The sequence below is a fragment of the Clostridium sp. AUH-JLR23 genome (assembly GCF_964238065.1).
Taxonomy (GTDB): domain Bacteria; phylum Bacillota_I; class Bacilli_A; order Erysipelotrichales; family Coprobacillaceae; genus Allocoprobacillus; species Allocoprobacillus merdigallinarum.
This window is the reverse complement of sequence record NZ_CAXSKY010000005.1, coordinates 113,317-134,036: the sequence shown is the minus strand read 5'-3', so window position 1 is coordinate 134,036 and position 20,720 is coordinate 113,317. Positions and strand designations below refer to the sequence as shown.

17 protein-coding genes are annotated in these 20,720 nt (G+C 31.0%); 15 read left to right on the top strand and 2 right to left on the bottom strand.

Going from position 1 to position 20,720, the window contains the following annotated elements; all coding sequences use genetic code 11:
* Window positions 1–213: 213 nt before the first annotated feature.
* From ACESR5_RS04220 to ACESR5_RS04160, 13 genes are all read left to right on the top strand, one after another.
* Window positions 214–1,890, top strand: a complete 1,677-nt coding sequence (locus ACESR5_RS04220; RefSeq protein WP_373154391.1) for a diguanylate cyclase — start codon at window positions 214–216, stop codon at window positions 1,888–1,890.
* A gap of 140 nt (window positions 1,891–2,030) precedes the next feature.
* Window positions 2,031–3,170 (top strand): anhydro-N-acetylmuramic acid kinase AnmK, encoded by a 1,140-nt coding sequence (anmK, locus tag ACESR5_RS04215; RefSeq protein ID WP_373154389.1) that lies wholly within the window; start codon window positions 2,031–2,033, stop codon window positions 3,168–3,170.
* 52 nt (window positions 3,171–3,222) lie between these two features.
* Entirely contained in the window at window positions 3,223–4,062 is an 840-nt protein-coding gene (locus ACESR5_RS04210) for a MurR/RpiR family transcriptional regulator (protein ID WP_087296680.1), read from the top strand.
* Window positions 4,063–4,229: 167 nt separating this feature from the next.
* Window positions 4,230–5,258, top strand: a complete 1,029-nt coding sequence (locus ACESR5_RS04205) for a serine hydrolase domain-containing protein (RefSeq protein ID WP_373154387.1) — start codon at window positions 4,230–4,232, stop codon at window positions 5,256–5,258.
* Between the two features lie 117 nt (window positions 5,259–5,375).
* Window positions 5,376–6,671, top strand: coding sequence for a PTS sugar transporter subunit IIC (locus tag ACESR5_RS04200; RefSeq protein ID WP_129738844.1), 1,296 nt, complete (start codon window positions 5,376–5,378; stop codon window positions 6,669–6,671).
* Window positions 6,672–6,693: 22 nt separating this feature from the next.
* Window positions 6,694–7,728 carry a MupG family TIM beta-alpha barrel fold protein gene (locus tag ACESR5_RS04195; protein WP_373154385.1) on the top strand — a complete coding sequence of 345 codons (1,035 nt, stop codon included), beginning with the start codon at window positions 6,694–6,696 and terminating at the stop codon, window positions 7,726–7,728.
* 11 nt (window positions 7,729–7,739) lie between these two features.
* Window positions 7,740–8,642: an N-acetylmuramic acid 6-phosphate etherase gene (murQ, locus tag ACESR5_RS04190; RefSeq protein ID WP_289527453.1), complete on the top strand. Its 903-nt coding sequence runs from the start codon at window positions 7,740–7,742 to the stop codon at window positions 8,640–8,642.
* 40 nt (window positions 8,643–8,682) lie between these two features.
* On the top strand, window positions 8,683–9,819 hold the full coding sequence (locus ACESR5_RS04185) for a PTS transporter subunit EIIC (RefSeq protein ID WP_373154383.1): 1,137 nt from the start codon (window positions 8,683–8,685) through the stop codon (window positions 9,817–9,819).
* Window positions 9,816–10,910, top strand: a complete 1,095-nt coding sequence (locus tag ACESR5_RS04180; protein ID WP_373154382.1) for a DUF871 domain-containing protein — start codon at window positions 9,816–9,818, stop codon at window positions 10,908–10,910. Before ACESR5_RS04185 ends, ACESR5_RS04180 begins: the two co-directional genes overlap by 4 nt.
* Window positions 10,911–10,912: 2 nt before the next feature.
* A complete protein-coding gene (locus tag ACESR5_RS04175) occupies window positions 10,913–11,812 on the top strand; it encodes an N-acetylglucosamine kinase (RefSeq protein ID WP_373154380.1) in 900 nt (299 codons plus the stop codon).
* Window positions 11,813–11,867: 55 nt separating this feature from the next.
* Complete coding sequence (locus tag ACESR5_RS04170; RefSeq protein ID WP_373154379.1) at window positions 11,868–12,971, top strand: metallophosphoesterase; 1,104 nt, start codon at window positions 11,868–11,870, stop codon at window positions 12,969–12,971.
* Between the two features lie 32 nt (window positions 12,972–13,003).
* The gene (locus tag ACESR5_RS04165) at window positions 13,004–13,411 is read left to right on the top strand and encodes a hypothetical protein (RefSeq protein ID WP_087296689.1); all 408 of its coding nucleotides are present in this window, start codon (window positions 13,004–13,006) and stop codon (window positions 13,409–13,411) included.
* 110 nt (window positions 13,412–13,521) lie between these two features.
* Entirely contained in the window at window positions 13,522–13,872 is a 351-nt protein-coding gene (locus tag ACESR5_RS04160) for a molecular chaperone Hsp90 (protein WP_087296690.1), read from the top strand.
* A 29-nt stretch (window positions 13,873–13,901) separates the two neighbouring features.
* Here ACESR5_RS04160 and ACESR5_RS04155 read toward each other — a convergent pair whose 3' ends face one another.
* The gene (locus ACESR5_RS04155; protein WP_087936815.1) at window positions 13,902–16,475 is read right to left on the bottom strand and encodes a cation-translocating P-type ATPase; all 2,574 of its coding nucleotides are present in this window, start codon (window positions 16,473–16,475) and stop codon (window positions 13,902–13,904) included.
* Window positions 16,476–16,773: 298 nt separating this feature from the next.
* Window positions 16,774–18,645 (bottom strand): transglycosylase domain-containing protein, encoded by a 1,872-nt coding sequence (locus tag ACESR5_RS04150; RefSeq protein WP_087304013.1) that lies wholly within the window; start codon window positions 18,643–18,645, stop codon window positions 16,774–16,776.
* A 133-nt stretch (window positions 18,646–18,778) separates the two neighbouring features.
* Between ACESR5_RS04150 and ACESR5_RS04145 the strand changes: the two genes are divergently transcribed.
* A complete protein-coding gene (locus ACESR5_RS04145) occupies window positions 18,779–19,183 on the top strand; it encodes a DUF1934 family protein (RefSeq protein ID WP_373154377.1) in 405 nt (134 codons plus the stop codon).
* Window positions 19,170–20,675 carry a cardiolipin synthase gene (gene cls, locus ACESR5_RS04140; protein ID WP_373154376.1) on the top strand — a complete coding sequence of 502 codons (1,506 nt, stop codon included), beginning with the start codon at window positions 19,170–19,172 and terminating at the stop codon, window positions 20,673–20,675. The genes ACESR5_RS04145 and cls overlap by 14 nt, the downstream gene beginning before the upstream one ends.
* The last annotated feature ends 45 nt before the right edge of the window (window positions 20,676–20,720 follow it).

Genomic DNA, 20,720 nt, shown 5'->3' with positions numbered 1-20,720 from the left:
TGAAACGCCGTGTAGGGAACCCTACGCACGGTGTTGTGAAAGGGGCGAAAGATATTAATTCTTAGCCCCTATTCAATTTATAAGAGAAGATTAAAAATCTAATTTATTTTATGAGAAAAGTAATCTTTTGGAGTAAAATGGAAGGTTTTCTAAATAAAAAAAATCAGGTATAATAAAATTGAAATTGTTTTGATATGAAAATAGGAGAAAAGTATGAAAAATAAAATCTTGATTGTGGATGATTCACAGGTAAATAGACAAAGTTTAGCGGATATTTTAAGAGAAGATTATGAAATTGTTTTTGCAAATAATAGTACTGAAGCTATTTCATTAGTGAAGAATAATCTTTCATCACTATCTTTGATAATATTGAATTGGATGATGGCTGAAATGAATGGGATTGAAGTTTTATCTTCTATGAATAAATATCACTGGATTGATAAAATACCTGTCATCATTATTGTCACACAAAATTTACAATATCCTATAGAACATGCTTATGAATTAGGGATTAGTGATGTTATAAGTTTGCCATTTCATGAAGATATTGTAAGAAAAAGAATATCTAATATTATCTCACTATATTCTCAAAAAACTTATTTAAAAAATATGAAAACAGAGCAATTATCTGATCAATTAGATATTGAAAAAATAAAAAACAATTTCTTTTTTGAAAAGCAGAATCAACTGGCATTTATATATGATAATCAGTTAGATATCATGTTTTTATCACAAGATGCTTCTCAACGCTTGGAATTACCAGAAATTGTTGCCCATCCTATGGCTAGAGATTCTCATAATCGTCTTAAAGTCAGATTAACAAAGATGATACAGTTAGCTCAACAGACAAATCAAACAAATCCATCTTTTGAATATGAAGATATATTTATCATTGATGGAAAAGACCTATTGTGTCATTTTCGATGTCGTGCCATCTGGCTAGGTGAAGAAAATGCACGTTTTATAGGCGTGATGGGATTTATAGATAAAGAAGAACTCTTTGATGATGAACAATTTCAAAATATTTCAAAGTTTGATCTTTTACATTTTCAACATTTTTTAATAGAATTTCAAAAAATATTTGATCAGATTTCTTTGATTGATGTTCAGACACAGCGCTATATATCTTTAACGAATGAAGATATTGAAAATATGTACTTTATGGAACATCAAGATTTATGGCAAGATATATCAATGTTTGATTCGAAAAGGTACAAAAAAGTATATGAACACCAATCAAAAGTCATCCACTTTGATTTTCAGTCACGATATATTTATTATGTCATTGATCAATATATAGAAGTGAATGATGATCCATATGTGATAGAATATAAATTAAAGATGCATGAACATATTTTAAAAAGTGATAAACAATATCGAAAAATGGTCAAAACATTAAATTATATGCAAGAGAATATATATCTGGATGGGTTAACCGAAGTTTATAATAGACGTTATTTAGAAGATGACTTGATAAAAAAAGAAGATATAACAGCGATTGCTATGATTGATTTAGATCATTTTAAAGATATTAACGATTGTTTTGGACATTTGGCAGGAGATCGAGCACTACAGGAAACAGCAAAGACCATCAAGAAAAGTGTACGTGAAAAAGATGCTGTGATTCGTTATGGTGGTGATGAATTTATTATTTTATTCTATCAGATACCTAAACATATTTTAGATGAAAGGTTGAATTCTATTCGCCAAGAAATTACAGAAATAAAAATTAAAACATACCCTGATTTAAAATTAACATGCAGCATTGGTTGTGCATATGGAAAATATGATTATCAGTTATTGAAATTAGCTGATAAAAGAATGTACCAGGCAAAAGAAAAACGAAATTGTGTTGTTATTGACGATAAAGAAGAGTTAGTGAAAGTATGATTGTAAAAATTGCTGTTTGTTTAAACATGAACTCATTCTTAAAAGATAATATATAATGAATGATATAATATTTTACAATTGTGTTTAATTTGTTGAAATAATATTTTAATAGGTGTATGATTCTTTTGAGGTGAAGAAAGATGTACGCGGTTGGAATCATGTCAGGAACATCAATGGATGGTATTGACACAGTGCTGGTTGATATTCATGGTTATGGAAAGGAAACAAAATTGAAAGTCATTGGCTACCATGAGTATCCTATGCCTATAGATATGAAAGCAAAAATTATGAAAGCCTGTGATGAAAAAGATTCTCATGTTGATGAAATCTGTAGCTTAAATTTTGAACTAGGATATCTGTTTGTTGAAGCTGTCAAAGTTTTACTTCATAAATATCATATATTATCAAAAGATATTGATTTTATTGCAACACATGGACAAACAATTTATCATATTCCCTTTCAAAAAGGTCAACTGTTGCCATCTACTTTACAAATTGGGGAACCTGCTGTTTTGGCTTATGAATTGAATACAACAGTGATTTCTAATTTTAGAGTGATGGATATGGCAGCTGGCGGGCAGGGAGCACCGTTGGTACCATATAGTGAATTTATATTATATAGTGAAGAACATAAAAATATCGCATTACAAAATATTGGTGGTATTGGAAATGTAACTTTGCTTGTTGGACAGGATCTTGATCAAGTTCAGGCATTTGATACTGGACCAGGAAATATGATGATTAATGAAGCCTGTCGTCTCCTTTATCATTTAGAGTATGACGATTGTGGACATATTAGTGCTAAAGGAACGGTTATCAATGCTTTGTTAGATGAATTGATGCATCATTCATATATGAAAAAACAACCACCTAAATCAACAGGAAGAGAAGATTTTGGAGAAAAATATGTTCATTATCTTGTTGATAAATATAAAAAAGAAAAGCCACAAGATATTATAACAACTTTAACCTATTTTACTGCAAAAAGTATAGCTTATCATTATCAGACATATATATTACCATATTATCCATTGCATAAAGTCATTGTTGGCGGTGGTGGCAGTCATAATCAGACACTTTTACATATGCTTCAAAAAGAATTATATGATATCCCTGTTTATACACAGGATGATATTGGTTATTCAAGTGATGCAAAAGAAGCCATTGCTTTTGTCATTATGGGGAATGAAACATTACACCATCACTTTTCTAATGTTAAAAGTGCGACTGGTGCATCTGATTATGTTATATTAGGAAATATGACATTACCACCACGATAATTCCTAGTATTTTTATAGAAGCATTGATATAATGATAATAGGTGGTGAATTTATGAATTGTCTAGTACAGATTAAAGAAGCACAAAAAAGTTATACATCAACAGAAAAAATCATTGCTCAATATATTTTAGAACATACTCATGAGATATTAAATGATTCAGCCCAGCAACTAGGTGAAAAAAGTCAAACGTCAGCTGCTGCCGTTATTCGTTTTTCTAAAAAATTGGGGTATAAAGGATTTAGTGATTTAAAAATCAGTTTAGCCAGATCTTCACAAAATGAAGAGGAGGATATTGATACTGTTTTAGAGGAGGCAGATGATTTAACAACGCTTATTCATAAAGCTTGTCAATTAAATGTATCTACAGTTCAAAAAACATATCAAATGATTAATGAAGGACAATTACAAAAAGCAATTGAATATATGATTAACGCAAAAACAATTTATTTATTCGGAGTAGGAAGTTCTGCCATTGTGGCTTATGATTTTTCTCAAAAGTTATTGAGAATTGGTAAAAAAGCTATCTATAATACTGATATTCATGTGCAGATGACCTTTGCAGAAAGCATGACAAAAGACGATGTAGCTATTTTCATCAGTTACTCTGGAATGACTGCTGGTTTAACTGGTATGGCTAAAAAATTGAAAAAAGATGGTATACCAAGTCTATCCATTACACAAAATTCTAGAAATACTGTCGCAAAAAATACAACGATTCAATTGTTTGTTCCTTTGGAAGAAAAAGAAATGAGAATAGGAGCTATCTCTTCAAGAACAGCATCTTTGGTTGTCACAGATCTTTTATATTATGGTGTTTATAAATACGACTTAGAAAATAACAGAGCTAAACTTTATGAAACAAAGAATCTGGTTTCTCAATTATTGAAATAATAGAGATTTGATAGATATTCTATAGAAATGGACCTCTTTAGATTTAAAGAAGGTCTTTTTTATATCTTAAAAAGAATATAATTTTGTTGAAATCTGATTTTATTGACAAAATAATTCAAAAATTAGATAATAAAATTGAAATAATATTTTAATAAGGAGAGTTATATATGAACACAAAGATTGAACATTTTCTAGAAGAATCAGTGAATCAAAACGTTTTTCCAGGCTGTTGTGTTGCTATTATTCATAATCAGATAACAGATTATTATTGTGTGGGGAATAAATCTATTTATCCATGCCAAGAAGAGAATCGAATAGATACACTTTATGATTTAGCGAGTCTTAGTAAAGTTGTTGGCACAACACCAGCAATATTAAGACTCATTCAAAAAGGATTATTATCTTATGATACACCTGTTTATACAATAATTCCTGAATTTTTTAATAGAGATATAACGATCTTTCATTTGTTGACACATACATCTGGATTACCAGCGGATTTATCTTGGGGTTTAGATGTCACTAAGAATCAAATGATACAAGATATAAGTAATGTAAGTTCTAGCTGTATCCCTGGACAAAAAGTTGTTTATTCTGATTTGGGATATATTCTACTAGGATATATTATTGAGTCTATAACAAAAAAGAGTTTGGATAAAATAGTGCAAGAGGAAGTCTTATTACCATTAGATATGTATCAAACAGAATATTGTCCCAAAGAGCACATTCAATGTGCACCAACAGAAATCAGTCCACATTTTCATCAATTATTAAGAGGACAAGTTCATGATAGAAAGGCTTATATAATGAATGGTGTTGCTGGACATGCAGGACTATTTTCAAATGTCTATGATTTAGAAATTTACGCAAAAATGATTTTAAATTATGGACAATATAAAAATCAAACATTTTTAGAAGAACAATATATTCATGATATGTTTACGAATTTTTCTCTGGAACATCAAATTCCTAGGGGAATAGGTTTTTTGACTTATACTCCTGATAGTCTTTTTTCATCATTAAATTCTATAAAAACAATAGCTCATACTGGTTTTACAGGTACATCAATATTAATTGATCTGCAGAACCAAATTGCAATCATTGTTTTATCTAATAGAGTTCATCCAACACGAGAAAATACAAAGATATTGAATTGGCGTAGAGAGTTTCATGATTTTGTGATGGAAAATATATGATGTGAAATTATATTACAAATTTTATAAAATAATATTGAAATTTAATTTTAAATTGTTATAATAATAATGTAAGCACTTCCGTTAATTGGGGAGAAGAAAAGAGAGGAGAGTATAACTATGGAAAAACTTACAAATTTTATTGAAGAAAAAGTTGCACCTCCATTAATTAAGTTTTCAAACTTAAGATATGTGCAAATTATGCAGAGAACATTTATTAGTTTTACTGCACTATTAATTATAGGATCAATATTCTTATTATTAGCATCATTGCCTTTTGATCCATGGCAAAATCTTATCGGTGATTTTTCAGCAAAATTTGCTGCTGCATCAGGAGTTGGAACTGGTTTTATTGCTTTGTTTGTTGTTGTTGCAGCTGCATATGCGACAATTGAATATTATAATAAGAAAAAGGGAGAGGGATTAGATTTTGTTGCTCCAATAATCTTAGCTGTATCATCTTTCTTTATTCTTATACCAGCACAAACTGTTTCTACAATAGTTGAAGGATCAGATACTGCGGGTACATTTACAGGTGTTCCTACTGACTTTTTGGGAGCAAAAGGTGTGTTTGTAGGTTTGATTGTTGGGATTGTAACTATTGAAATTTATCGTTTCTTCATTAATAAGAAATGGACAATTAAAATGCCAGAAGGTGTTCCACCAATGGTAGCAAGTGCATTTATTGCCTTAATTCCAAGTACATTTGCGATTGTATTCTGGTGGTTAATCGCAGTTGTTTTATCAATTGATTTACCAAATATTATTATGGGAATCTTTACACCATTAGTTAGTGCTTCTGATACACCAGCAACTGTATTTGCAACATCATTCTTGAATCGTGCTTTATGGGCAGTAGGTATTCATGGTGGAAATGTAGTTGGTTCTATTGCAAATCCAATTTGGACACAAATGACTGCTGCAAACCAAATTGCAATGGAAGCAGGAAAGAATTTACCATATGTGTTTACAAGTGTATTCTATGATAACTATATTTGGACTGGACTAGCACCACTTGCAACTGTAATGATTTTCTCTAAATCAAAACGTATCAAAGCTTTAGGAGTTTTAGCTTTACCTGCTGCATTATTCAATATTGGGGAACCATTAATCTTTGGTTTACCAATTATGATGAATCCATTAATGATGATTCCATTTGTATTAGGATATATGGTTGTAGCTGTAGTTGCTGTTGTTCTCACAATGACTGGAATTATTCCGGTACCAGTTTTATCTGCACCTTGGATTTTACCAGCACCTATCAAAACATTTATGGCAACATCAGGTAGTATACCAGCAGTTATATTTGTTCTTATTACTTGGGTTATTTTAGGGCTTGTATTTTATCCATTTGTAAAAGCTATGGAAAAAAATGATTTAAAAGAAGAAAAAGCGGCCTTAGAAGAAGGAAAATAAAATTAGAAAGTGGAGGTGTTCTATGTTAGGAATTTCAGTATATTTTCAAGATTTGAATCTAAAATATCTTGAAGAGGCTAAAAAATGTGGCGCGAAATATGTATTTACATCTTTGCATATACCAGAAGAAGACTATTCTGACTTAGATCAAAAATTACCTTTATTTTTAGAGAAATGTCATTCTTTAGGATTGCAGGTAGTCCCTGATGTTTCACCTGTTACTTTTGAAAAATTAAACATTCCTCATCAAGATTATAAACAGTTAAAACGAATGGGATTTAAAGCTTTAAGATTAGATTATGGTTTTGATGATTATGAAGTTATTAAGGAATTACAGAAGGATTTTTATTTAATGCTGAATGCAAGTGTAGTTAATGATCAATATCTAAAAGGTGCACAAGAAGCAGGAGTGGATTTTGATAAATTAGCATTAACACATAATTTTTATCCTCATAGTGAAACAGGATTATCTTTGGAATATTTTCAAAAGAAAAATAAAACTTTTCAAAAATATCATTTAACTGTTCAAGCTTTTGTATGTGGAGATGTATTAAAAAGATTTCCACTTTATGAAGGATTGCCAACAGTGGAAAAACATCGTACAATGAATCCATATGTTGCAGCTGTTGAGTTAATACATGATTGTGGTATTAAGGATATACTTATTGGTGATAGTGAGGCTTCTATTTCTACTCTTAAAAATATTCAGGCTTATATGGATAGAAATATTATGCATATTCCTTGTCATTTAGAAAAAGAGTATGAATATCTTTATGACCAGGAAATCCAAGTCAGAAAAGATCTTGCTGAAAAGATTGTAAGATTAACATTGCCTAGAACACCAGATATTCCAATATTCCATAATACTATTCGTCAACGTGGATATATAGTAATGGAAAATAAACTGGCAGGTCGTTATAGTGGAGAAGTTCATATCATAAAAGAAAGTTTACCATTTGAAGCAAGAACAAATGTTATTGGATTTATACATCCTGAATACATTGATATTATTGATTATATTGATGCACAAACAACGATTGTATTTGAGAGAATATAGGAGAAGTCAAGATGAATAAAGTAAATATTTCTCATTTAGTGACTGAAAGTAGAAATCCTAAAACAATGAATTTAGACGATATGAGTATCCATGAATTTTTAACAGTTATGAATGAAGAAGATGCTCTTGTTCCACAACGTATTCATGATGTTTTGCCTCAAATCGAAAAGGCTGTAGAAAAAATTGTTGAGGCTTTAAATCAAGGTGGAAGACTCTTTTATGTAGGCAGTGGAACAAGTGGACGTTTAGGAATATTAGATGCTGTGGAATGTCCTCCAACATTTAGTACAACAAATGAAGTGAATGGTATTATTGCAGGTGGTCCGTCAGCTTTCGTTAAAGCTAAAGAAGGAGCGGAAGATCATGAAGATGATGGTCAAAGAGAAATCATGGAGGCTGGAATCTGTGATAAAGATGTTGTAGTAGGTATTGCTGCCAGTGGAAGAACGCCACATACTATAGGTGCTTTGAAACAGGCCAATAAAATAGGTGCATATACAATCAGCATTGCTTGTAATCCAGATAGTGAGATTGGAAAAGTTGCAAAGTTAGCTATTGATATGAATTTAGGTCCAGAAGTCATTACTGGTTCCACACGTCTTAAAGCAGGAACAGCACAAAAACTTGTCTTAAACATGTTATCAACAGCTTCCATGGTAGGAATAGGAAAAACATATCAGAATTTAATGGTTGATTTAAAACCTTCTAATGAAAAACTGGTTGAAAGAAGTAAAAGAATTATTATGGAAGCAACAGGATGTAGCTATGAAGTCGCTCAAGAAACATTTGAAGAATGTCATCGACATGTCAAAGTTGCGATTATTAAAATATTATTAAATTGTACTGTTGAAGAAGCCAAGTCAAGATTAGAAAGCAGTCAAGGCTTTGTAAAGAAAGCAATTCAAAATCAATAACAGACTGATTTCAGTCTGTTATTTTTCTAGGAGAATAAAAATGAGTGAACAAATCAATGATTATATTAATAAAATAATAAACTTAGATTTTATTCAGGCACTTAAAATGACATTTGTACATATGACATTATGTTTTGTTGTTTTAGGAATTATTGTCTTTTTTCAATGGTTTTCTATCTTTTATCCATATATAGAATGTATATATTTTTTGATGATACAAATGATGTATGCGTTTCAATATATTCAAAGAAAAAAACTGAATCCTGTTTTCATGTTGTTCTCTGTGCTTTTGAGTATGCTTTTTATTTATTATGGAAAACAATACTCTATTTTGACTTTGACTCTGCCAGTTTTATTTGTGCATATGATATATTTGGCCATGATTCATCGTATGTCTCTCTATTTAGAAAAGAGAATCCATTTTTTTATTGAACCGATTGAAGCCTATTTCAAACAGCTTGTACCAGTTTTTATCGCAGCTTTATTGATTATGGGATTGATTTATTGTCAAAATATCTATATAAGTCTTTTCATTAGCTGTGTTCAATTATGTTTATCTTTTTTAACGTCTATAATAGGGATTCTACTTATAGTTGTATTGACATGTGGATTCTGGTTAAGTGGGATTCATGGTGTGGCTATGGTAGGAATCTTGGCTAGACCTTTTTGGACACAAATGCTGATGGTAAATTTAATATGTTATATCAATCATCAGGCTATTCCTTATATTGGAGTTGAAGGTTTTTATCAATGGTTTGTATGGATTGGAGGTTCAGGCGCTACATTAGGATTAGTTCTCTTATGTCGATTTTTTGCGAAAAGTCACCATCTTAGACAAATGGGTCATCAGACTCTTCAATCAGGACTTATCAATATTAATGAACCTGTGATTTTTGGTGCACCCATTGTTCAAAATCGCTATTTAAGAATTCCTTTTCTTGTCGCTCCAATCGTTATGAGTCTTTGTACTTATATAATGATGGCTTATCATTATATCAATATACCTGTTATGCTTGCACCATGGGTATTACCATCTGTTTTTGGAGGCTTCTGGGCAACGGGTGGTCAAATCTTTTCAATTCTTTATATTATAGGAATGATTATTGTTTCACTGATCATTTATTTACCATTTTTCATTTGTTATGATCGTCAATTAGTTAAGGAGGAAAACGCATGAGAAGATTAGGTATCTCTATTTATCCAGAAAAATCATCATCAGAAGAAATCAAAGCATATATTGATCAGATGTCAAAATTAGGTTTTTCACGTATTTTTTCTTGTCTTTTATCCGTTAATAAAAGTAAAGAGGAAATTATTCAAGATTTTAAAGATATCAATCTTTATGCTCAATCAAAAGGATTTGAAATCATTGTAGACGTATCACCAAGAGTTTTTCAGGACTTAGATATCAGTTATCAGGATTTACACTTTTTTAAGGAAATAGGAGCAGATGGTTTACGTTTAGACGCTGGTTTTTCAGGAAGTGAGGAAGCCTTGATGACTTATAATCCTTATGGATTGAAGATTGAAATCAATATGAGTAATGATGCTCATACACTTGATACAATTATGGATTATCAGCCTAATAAGTATTGTTTATTGGGATGTCATAATTTCTATCCCCATAATTATAGTGGATTATCATTAGATTATTTTATGAAGTGTACAGAGCGTTTTATCAGCTATGGCATTCCTACAGCTGCTTTTGTCACAAGTCAAAACGAAAATACATTTGGGTCTTGGCCAGTCACAAATGGTCTACCAACCTTAGAAATGCATAGACATCTTTCATTAATCACGCAAATCAAACATATGCTGGCTCTCAATGTCATTGATGATATTATCATTTCTAACTGTTATCCTTCTTTAGAAGAATTAAAATCATTGGAAAATTTAGACTTAAATCTCGTCACTTTTGATGTTGATCCTATAGAGAATTTACCAGCAATGGAAAGAAAAATTTTGTTTGAAGAACTCCATTTTCAACGTGGAGATGTAAATAGCTACATGATACGTTCTACACAAAGTCGTGTTAAATATAAAGCACATCATTTTGAATTGATCAATACTCCACAAATGATTCATCGTGGTGATGTTATTATTGAAAGCAGTCAATATGGACATTATGCTGGAGAACTTCAGATAGCTTTAAAAGATATGCCAAACAGTGGAATGTCCAATGTAGTTGGTCATATTAAAGAAGAGGAAATATTTATTCTTGATGATATCAAACCATGGCAAAAATTTAGATTGAAAGAAGTGAAATAAACATGAATTATATTTGTATAGATGGTGGTGGAACAAAAACAAAATTTGTGCTTTATGATGAAAATGGACAAGTTATAAAAGAAAAGTCTGCTGGATCCATTCATATTTTGACACAGTCAAAACAAGAAAGTGTATGCATTCTTAAAGAGAATGTTACGTTATTGGATCCTTCTAAACAATCTTTGATTGTTGCAGGATTGGCTGGATATGGAAATCAGGAAGATTTAAGAAAACAAATAGAAGATATTTGCCAAGAAGCTTTCGAGGGCTATACGTATCTTTTATATAATGATGTTCAAATAGCTTTAGCAGGAGCATTAGCTAATCAGGATGGTATTGTTGTGATTGCAGGAACAGGCAGCATCGCTTATTCATGCTTGAATGGACAAACAAAAAGATGTGGTGGCTGGGGTTATCAGTTAGGTGATGAAGGTAGTGCTTATTGGATGGGAAAAGAGCTTATGAAAATATATTGTCAACAAGTTGACGGAAGATTAGAAAAGACAAAATTGTATGATAAAGTTAAAGAAAGCTTATTATTAGAAAATGATTATGATATCATTTCATATCGTCATCATCTTCAAAACGAACGAAAAGATATTGCACTTTTAGCAAAAATCAATTATGAATTGGCTTTAGAAAACGATCTGTATGCTTTGCAGATTTATAAAAATGCCGCAAGTTATCTTGGTCAACTGATAGAAGTTCTGGCTCGAGATTTTCATCAACCTATACCAGTATCTTATATAGGAGGCGTTTTTCAGGCAGGTGAATATATTTTAAAGCCATTAGAAGAAACATTACAGACGACATCATGTTATTTACAGTCACCGCTTTATCCACCAGAATATGGAGCATATTTATTAGGGTGTATGTATACTCAAAAGATACTCAAAAAATAAAGAGTATCTTTTCTTTTGAATTATGTTACAATAATAAAGAAATGAGTGTGATAAAATGATAACTCCTAAACATTTGGTAAAAACGATTAAAGGTCAATATAGAATCATAGTCATTAGTGATATTCATGGTCATTTAGATAGATTTCAGGCACTTTTAAAAAAAGTCAAATACACACCTGAAGATTATCTGATTATTTTAGGCGATTTTGTAGAAAAAGGTGACCAGGTTATTGCAACCATTCATTATGTTCAAGAACTATCTAAACGTGATCGTGTTTTTGTACTCATGGGAAATTGTGAATGGGCATTAGACGCATTGTTGACAATACCTGAACTGGCAAATCAGATACAGGGTTATTTAAAGCGTGTTTCCAGCAATGGCTGCATACGTGAAGTTTATCATCGTTTACATTTGGATCAGGGGCATGAAACAATGCTAGGTATTCAAAAACAGATTGCTGATTATTTACATGATGAAATTGCATTTATATCTCACTTACCTGTTACATTAAAGTTGAATCAATTTCTATTTGTTCATGCAGGTATTGAAAAAAGAAAAGATTATAAAAACAGTTCTTTATCTTCATTGTTGGAAATGAAATATTTTTACCATCAGGGACATCTTTTAGATGATATGGTTATTGTAGGACATTTACCTACATCCAATTATTATCCAAATCAAATATGTAATGATATTATCATTGATGAAAAGAAAAAAATCATTTGTATTGATGGGGGAACGGGTGTCAAATCTATTTCACAATTAAATGCATTAATTATTGAATCTAAAGATGGTGTTATTCATTACTCACAAGAATATGTTCAACCTTTGCCATATCATCATGTTATATCTGATGTAGAAATATCTCAAAATGAGAAGCATAAAATTGCATATCCGCACTTTGAAGTGGAAGTCATCAAAAAAGGTGAGGAATTCAGTGAGTGTTATCAAAAGGAAACGCAACAATATTTAAAAATAAAAAACGAGTTTTTATATAAGCGTCATCATCAGACATATTGTTTAGATGATTATACTGATTATTTTATTTCAGCCAAAAAAGGTGATCTTGTGAAAGTTATAGGAATCTATAGTCATTATGCATATGTGATTCATCAAGGAGAAGTGGGATGGATTGATGTCAAGTGTATAAATTTATAAAATGAGTTTATACTTATATAGGTGATAATATAATGCATAATGAAATATATATTGAAGAATTGTTAAATGGTTTAAACATGGGCTTGCTGGCTATTGATCATTTGATTGATAAAATTGAAAATGATCAATTACGTGATATCGTTTTACATCAAAGAAAAGCCTATGGAGATTTGAAAAACAAAATAACACGTGATGACTCTCATACTGAAGATCATTTGAAAAATAAGATGATGTTAGAGTCAATGATTGAAATCAAAACATTATTAACAGACGATGCTAAAATTACAAAGATGTTAATAGAAGGAAGTAATCAGTCAGTTATGACAATGGCACATTTATTGAATAAAGATCATCATGTCGATTTAAAGGTGAAACAATATAGTGATGAATTTGAGGAAATTTCTCAAAAATACATAGATGAATTGAAAGCCTTTCTTTAAAAAAATTATCACATTTTTTTATGAGTGATGATGAATTTATTTGATTCATTCATTATAAAGTGTTTTGTATTTAAAAAAGGTGTAGAATAAAAGAAAGGGAGGAAAAAGATATGAATGCAAAACAATTAGATGAAGTGGTACATAAAACACAGGAGTTAATCAAGACACCGACTTGTTGCCAGGAATTAAAAGAAATGGCGGAAAAATGGTTAAAATCAGTAGGAAGCGAAAATGAAGCTTTGATGACACAACAATATATGGCAGAATTAAAAGAAGATATCATGCCTATTGACAATTTAATTGCCTTTGCAAGTTCAAAGGATGGACAGATATATTTTGGTGAAAGTAAAGCCAAAGAAATTGTACGTCATAGTCAGGAAATCCAAGCACAGGGAGCTCAATATTGTGATTGTCCAGCTTGTGCTATTGTAGAAGACATTTTAAAGACATTAGAAGGATAATAAAAAATAAGCAAGTCCAAATGGCTTGCTTATTTTGTTAACATTTTTTTCGCTTGAATAATAATTGTTGGTAAAAGAGCGAATCCATAAATAACAAGAAGTTGATTTATAGAAATTGTATGAATCATAAATAATCCATGCATTGCTGGAACAAATAAGATGAAGTGTAGTAATGCAAAACCAATAATAAATGCAATAATGCTTGAACGGTTTGTAAAGAAACCAATTTTTGATAGTGGTTGAGAACTACGACAATTGAAACCATGTAATAAACGAGCTAAACAGATTGTTGCAAAGGCCATTGTAGAAGCTGTTAAAGGATCTCCTTTTAATCCAGTTAAGTATGCACACATTGTACAAATAGCAATAACAATACCTTCATAACTGATTTGGAAGAAAGTTGATTTGTTAAGAATAGAATCATCAGCTTTACGTGGTTTTTCTTTTAAAACATCATTACGTCCAGATTCCATACCAATCGCAATTGCAGGTAAAGAGTCGGTAATAAGATTCATAAATAATAAGTGAACAGGGAAGAAAGGTGTAGGTAATAAAAGAAGTGAAGCGACAAATACACAAATAATTCCTGCAAAGTTACCAGATAATAAATAATTGATAGAGTTTTTGATATTACGGTAAACATTACGTCCAGTAATAACAGCTTTGACAATAGTAGAGAAGTTATCATCTGTTAATATCATATTCGCAGCATCTTTAGAAACTTCAGTACCCGTAATTCCCATAGCAACTCCAATATCACTTTGTTTAAGTGCTGGAGCATCGTTGACACCATCACCAGTCATGGCTACAATATCTCCGCGTTTTTGCCAGGCTTTGACAATACGAATCTTATGTTCAGGAGCAACACGTGCATAAACACTGATGTGTGTTAATTTTTCATCTAATTCTTCATCACTCATTTGATTTAATTGTTGACCATCAATAGATAAGTCACCATCTTCATAAATACCAATCTTTTTCGCAATGCTTCTGGCAGTCACAACATGGTCACCCGTAATCATAATAGGCTTAATACCTGCCATTTTACATTTCGCAACGGCATCAGCACTTTCTGGTCTTGGCGGATCCATTAAGGAAACAAGACCAACAAATGTTAGATTGTTTTCATCATCTAATTGAATATCATTACTATCTAAATCTTTATATGCAAAACCTAAGACACGTAATCCTTCATTCGCATAATTTTGATTTTGTTGAAGGATTTCGTTTTTATAACGTTCTGTTAGTGTTTCTTTTTGTCCATTGATAAGGATAGATGTACATCTTTGTAAAATAACATCTGGTGCTCCTTTTGTATATAAATGATTTAAAGAAGAAACACTCATTAATTTACGATCTGAATCAAATGGTAATTCGTTTTGACGAATAGCAGTATTTTCAAATTCTGGATCATTTTGTGTATGAAGATGAACCAAATCAATTAAAGCTAATTCAGTTGGATCTCCAATTCTCTGATCTCCATTAATCACAGCATTATTACATAATAAACATGCTTTTAATAAAACATTGTGATCATGATGATGACTATCTAAATCATCAATTTCTAATAATTTGTTATTTAAATAGATTGTTTGTGGTGTCATTTTGTTTTGTGTTAAAGTTCCTGTTTTATCACTACAGATAACAGATACACAACCTAAACTTTCGACTGAATTCAAATTTTTAATAATGGCATTTTCTTTGACCATTTTTTGTGTACTCATAGATAAAACAATTGTTACAATAGAACTTAAAGCTTCAGGAATAGCAGCTACAGCTAAGGCAACAGCAATCATTAAAGCATCAAGTAAAGATTCATGAGCTAAGAAAATATTTAAAGCCAAAACAATGGCACAAATAATCATAATCGCAACAGATAATTTACCACTGAAATCATCTAAACTCTTTTGTAAAGGTGTTTTACGATCTTTCGCTTCATTTAACATAGAAGCGATTTTACCGATTTCAGTATTCATTCCAATGCTTGTTACAATATAACGTCCTGTACCATTTGTGACTAAACTTCCAGAAAAAGCCATATTTTTCTGATCTCCAACAATGACTTCCTGTTCAATAGTATCAGTGATTTTATCAACACTATCAACCTCACCAGTCAAGGCACTTTCGTTAATTTGAAGGGATGCTGATTCAATAATACGACCATCACCACTGACAACATCACCTGCTTCAATTTGAACAATATCACCAATTGTTAATTCGTTAGAATTTAATTCACATAATTGTCCATCACGTAAAACTTTGACTTTAGGAATAGAAAGTTTCTTTAAACTTTCTAATGATTTTTCAGCTTTTAATGTTTGAACTGTTCCTAAAATCGCATTAATGACAATGACCACAACAATAACAAGTGTACTTTCCAGCTGACCACTTAATCCAGAGATAATGGCGGCAATAATTAATATAATAACTAATAAATCTTGAAATTGTTTTAAGAAAATCAAGAAAGGACTTTCTTTTTTCTTTTCAGCCAATTCATTTTTGCCATACTTTTCTTGTCTTGACAAAGCTTCTTGAGTTGATAAACCCGATTTTGTTGTCTGACAATCATTTAATGTTTGTTCAATACTTTTTTGATAATACATACTTTTTCCTCCATTTTTCATCTTCAACGAATAAAAAAGACAAGCTCGCTAAAGATTTATATGTCTTTAACGAGTCTTGTCTTTAAGATGCACCAGAATAATAAATTATTCGCGATTGTTGATAACATCACACATATTGTGAGACTACTCCCTCATTGCCATTATATTAACATACTCGTTAAAATATGTAAATAGAAAATCTTTGAATTATTTTTGTGAAGAAAGCTGACTGTTATTTATCATGAAATAGATATAAATGGATAAAAATCAATACTATGGAAAGGTTATTTGGCTTTGATTATGCACTATCTTTAAACCAATAAACAAGTCCATTTTCCTGATAATCTCCAGTCAATGGGTTGATTGGTATTTTTTTGAGTTCTGATGATGGCTCATACCAGAGTTCTTCTTTTTGCATAAAGTTTGCCATTGTCTGGAAAATGACTTTTGGAATTCTCGTATCTGAAGTCATATTCATTTCGCGATTATCATCATAACCACACCAGCTTAAAATTGTATATTGTGGATTATAGCCCGCACATAAAGAGTCATAAGGTGTTGAACCAGTTTTCGTGGCAAATGTTGTGTTTGTAGGATAATTAACCATCGTAGGTGTTGTATAGGATTGAAAGGACTTTTCAAAAGGTGCAGTTAATAATTGACTCATCATTAAACAGCTATCCTTATTTAAAAGCTGTTTGTTTTGAGGCTTATATTCATACAAAACATCACCATTATTATTTGTAATCTTGGTAATCGTATGAACATCATTGTAAATACCTTGATGAGCAAGTGTGGTATAAATAGCAGAAAAATCATAAACATTGGTATTTAAAGTTCCTAAGGCAAGAGATGGATGAGGAGAAATATGTTGATATCCAAATTGAGAAAGTGTATTCACTAATGCCTGTTCTCCTAAAAACATATGTGTTTTCACTGCATAAATATTATCACTCACCGCAATCGCCTGTGCCATTGTAACATCATCATTGGCATATTTTTTGTTGAAATTGGTTGGTGTATATGTTTTTCCATTTTCTAATTGAAAAGTAGTGGGTTCACTTTTGAATTTGGTAATAGGCGTAAAACCATTTTCTAAAGCAATATAATAAAGTAATGGTTTGATAGTAGAACCAACCTGACGTGAAGCTTGGGTTGCACGATTGAATTGTGAAGTCGCATAATCTTTACCACCCACCAATGCTAAGACTTCAGATGTCTGACTATCTAATATGAGACTAGAGACTTCTAATTCCTCTCGATCTTTCATTTGTTCGGTAATGGTTTGATTAAGCTGATCTTGAATTTGGGGATTTAAACTTGTCTGTATATTTAAACCTTGATTGACATATTCTTCTTTATAAAAGCCAAGCTCTTTTAGCTCACTTATAACCGTATCACGATAATAGGGATAAGCACATTGGATGGTAGAAGATGGATGAGGATTGAGTTTGAATTCACTTTGATAAGCCTGATTTGCCTGTTGTTGTGTAATCTGTTTTTCATGAACCATTGCATCTAAAACGATTTTCTGTCTTTGTTTAGCTGCTTTGATATCTTTAAATGGTGAATAATACTCAGGACCATTAATCACTCCAGCCAACATACTGGCTTCATTTAAATCTAAATCACGGGGTTGTTTATTAAAATAGTATAGACTGGCATTTTGAATACCATAAATACCATGTCCAAAATAAACAGTATTAATATAACCTTGTAAAATTGTATCCTTATTATAATGTGTTTCTAGACGAACAGTTAAAAAAGCTTCTTGGATTTTTCTGGACCATGTCTTATCATTATTTAAAAACATTAATCTGGCATATTGCTGGGATATTGTGCTGGCTCCTTCGACACGACCATTTTCACTGATATTGGCTTTAATAGCACGTAAAATACCAACGGGATCAAAACCACGATGTTCATAAAAACGATGATCTTCAATAGCCACAATACTCTTTAAAAAATAAGGTGAAACATCTTTGAGCTGTACATCATTACTTTGTTGTTGAGATTGATAAAAAAGTTGTTGATTTTGATCATACATTCTAATAATATGACCACCATTCAAATCAGGAGCTTCAATGATATAACTTATAGAATAAACACTTATCATAAATACAAAACCAGCAATAATGATTCTTCTTAACCATTTGATACATTTGATCATGACTTATCACCTCATTTTTTCATTTTTGCCGATATTTATGAATAATATTCATGATTCATGGAAAATATGGGAATAAGAAATAAAACGTGACTTTCTCAGTGTGGTTTTGTTATAATGTAGGCGGTGATGTCAAATGTATCAAACAAAACAAATTCATTATAAAGCAATTTTTAAGCAAGATCATGATCAGCATAAAATTGAATATAAAGCCAAAGGATTATTTCATCAAGATCAAAAAACAAGTCTTGATTTTGATACACCTGAAGGACATATTCAAATATCTTATGATGATCAGGAAGTGCATTTACAACATGGAAATTCACTTTTAAAATTTCATAAAGAAAAACCATTTTGGAATCAATATCAATTACCTTATGGTTCAGTTGCTTTAAAAACAAAGTTACTGAAATTTCAAAATAATCAAGATAGCATGAAAATGAAATATGAATTGTATGATCAGCAAGGGTTAATTTCTACAGTTTATATCATGATTACAATGAAAGCCTATTGTCTGGTGGACGAACATGAAAATATTTAAAATATTTTTAAATCGTATTTTTGTTTTTGGTTTTCTTATCTTGATTCAAATATTATGGGTATTTTTTATAGGTAGAGAATTATTGGAACATTATTCATGGATTCATTATCTGATGCGATTGATCAGTTTGATGGTTGTCTTATGGTTAGTTAATAAAGATGAAAATCCTTCTTATAAGATATCATGGATTATTGTTGTTTTATTATTCCCAATGTTTGGGGGATTATTATATTTATTGATTGGAAATAAGAAACCATCTCATAAGATACGTAGAATTTTACAGCCTGCTTTAGATGAAATCAGTCAAGTTGCGATATTAGAAGATGATGTTTCCAAAACCCTAACAGAGTCCAAACAGGATGCGCTTCATTATTTATCTGATTTGGGATATGGAACTTATCTCAGAACAAAGTGTCGCTATTATTCGTTAGGTGACTATTGTTATGGAGATTTATTGAAAGATATCAGTCAGGCTAAAAAATATATATTTATGGAATATTTTATTGTATCTGAAGGATTGATGTTTGAAAATATTTTAAAAATTCTCGCTCAAAAAGTTCAGGAAGGTGTAGAAGTTCGTTTTATTTATGATGATGTTGGCAGTATAACAACACTTCCTTATCATTTTGAAAAAAAGTTAGAACAACTGGGAATTCAATGTGTTGTCTTTAATCCTTTTATACCGCTTGTTTCTGCCAGGATGAATCATCGAGATCATCGTAAAATTTGTATTATAGATGGAAATATTGGATATAGTGGTGGTTTTAATCTGGCTGATGAATACATTAATGTGAAAGTGCGTTTTGGGCATTGGAAAGATACAGGTATTCGTTTAGAGGGACAAGGTGTCTGGAATTTAACAACCATGTTTTTATCAACATGGAATGCCTATAAACATCAAGATGATGATTATACACAGTATCAACCTCATCAATTGCCACCGATTCAGCAGGATGGATATGTAGTGGCTTATGGAGACTCACCTGTTGACCATGAAGAAACGGGTGAAAACATATATTTGAATCTTATTAATCAGGCTCAAAAAGAAATTCTTATCATGACGCCTTATTTTATTATTGATGAAACAATGATGAAAGCTTTTTTACTGGCAAGAAGAAAAGGGGTGCGTATTCAAGTCATTACTCCTGGGATTCCAGATAAAAGAAATGTGTATCATGTGACACGTTCTTATTATTACTCGTTAATGAAAGAAGGGGTTGAATTCTATGAATATAAACCTGGTTTTTTACATGCTAAAATGGTTTTATGTGATCAAAGAATAGCAACCGTTGGTACTATTAATTTTGATTATCGTAGCTTGTATTTACACTTTGAATGTAATGTGATGGTGACTCAAAAATCTGTCATTAAAGATATTTCGAAAGATTTTAAAGAAACATTAGCATTAAGTCAAAAAGTCACGCTTAAAGATAGTCGTCGTTTTAGAGGAATATATGAAGCTTTTTTAAGGTTATTTGCACCATTAATGTAGAAAAAATGTTGACTATATCGTCAAATATGATATTGTATTAAAAGT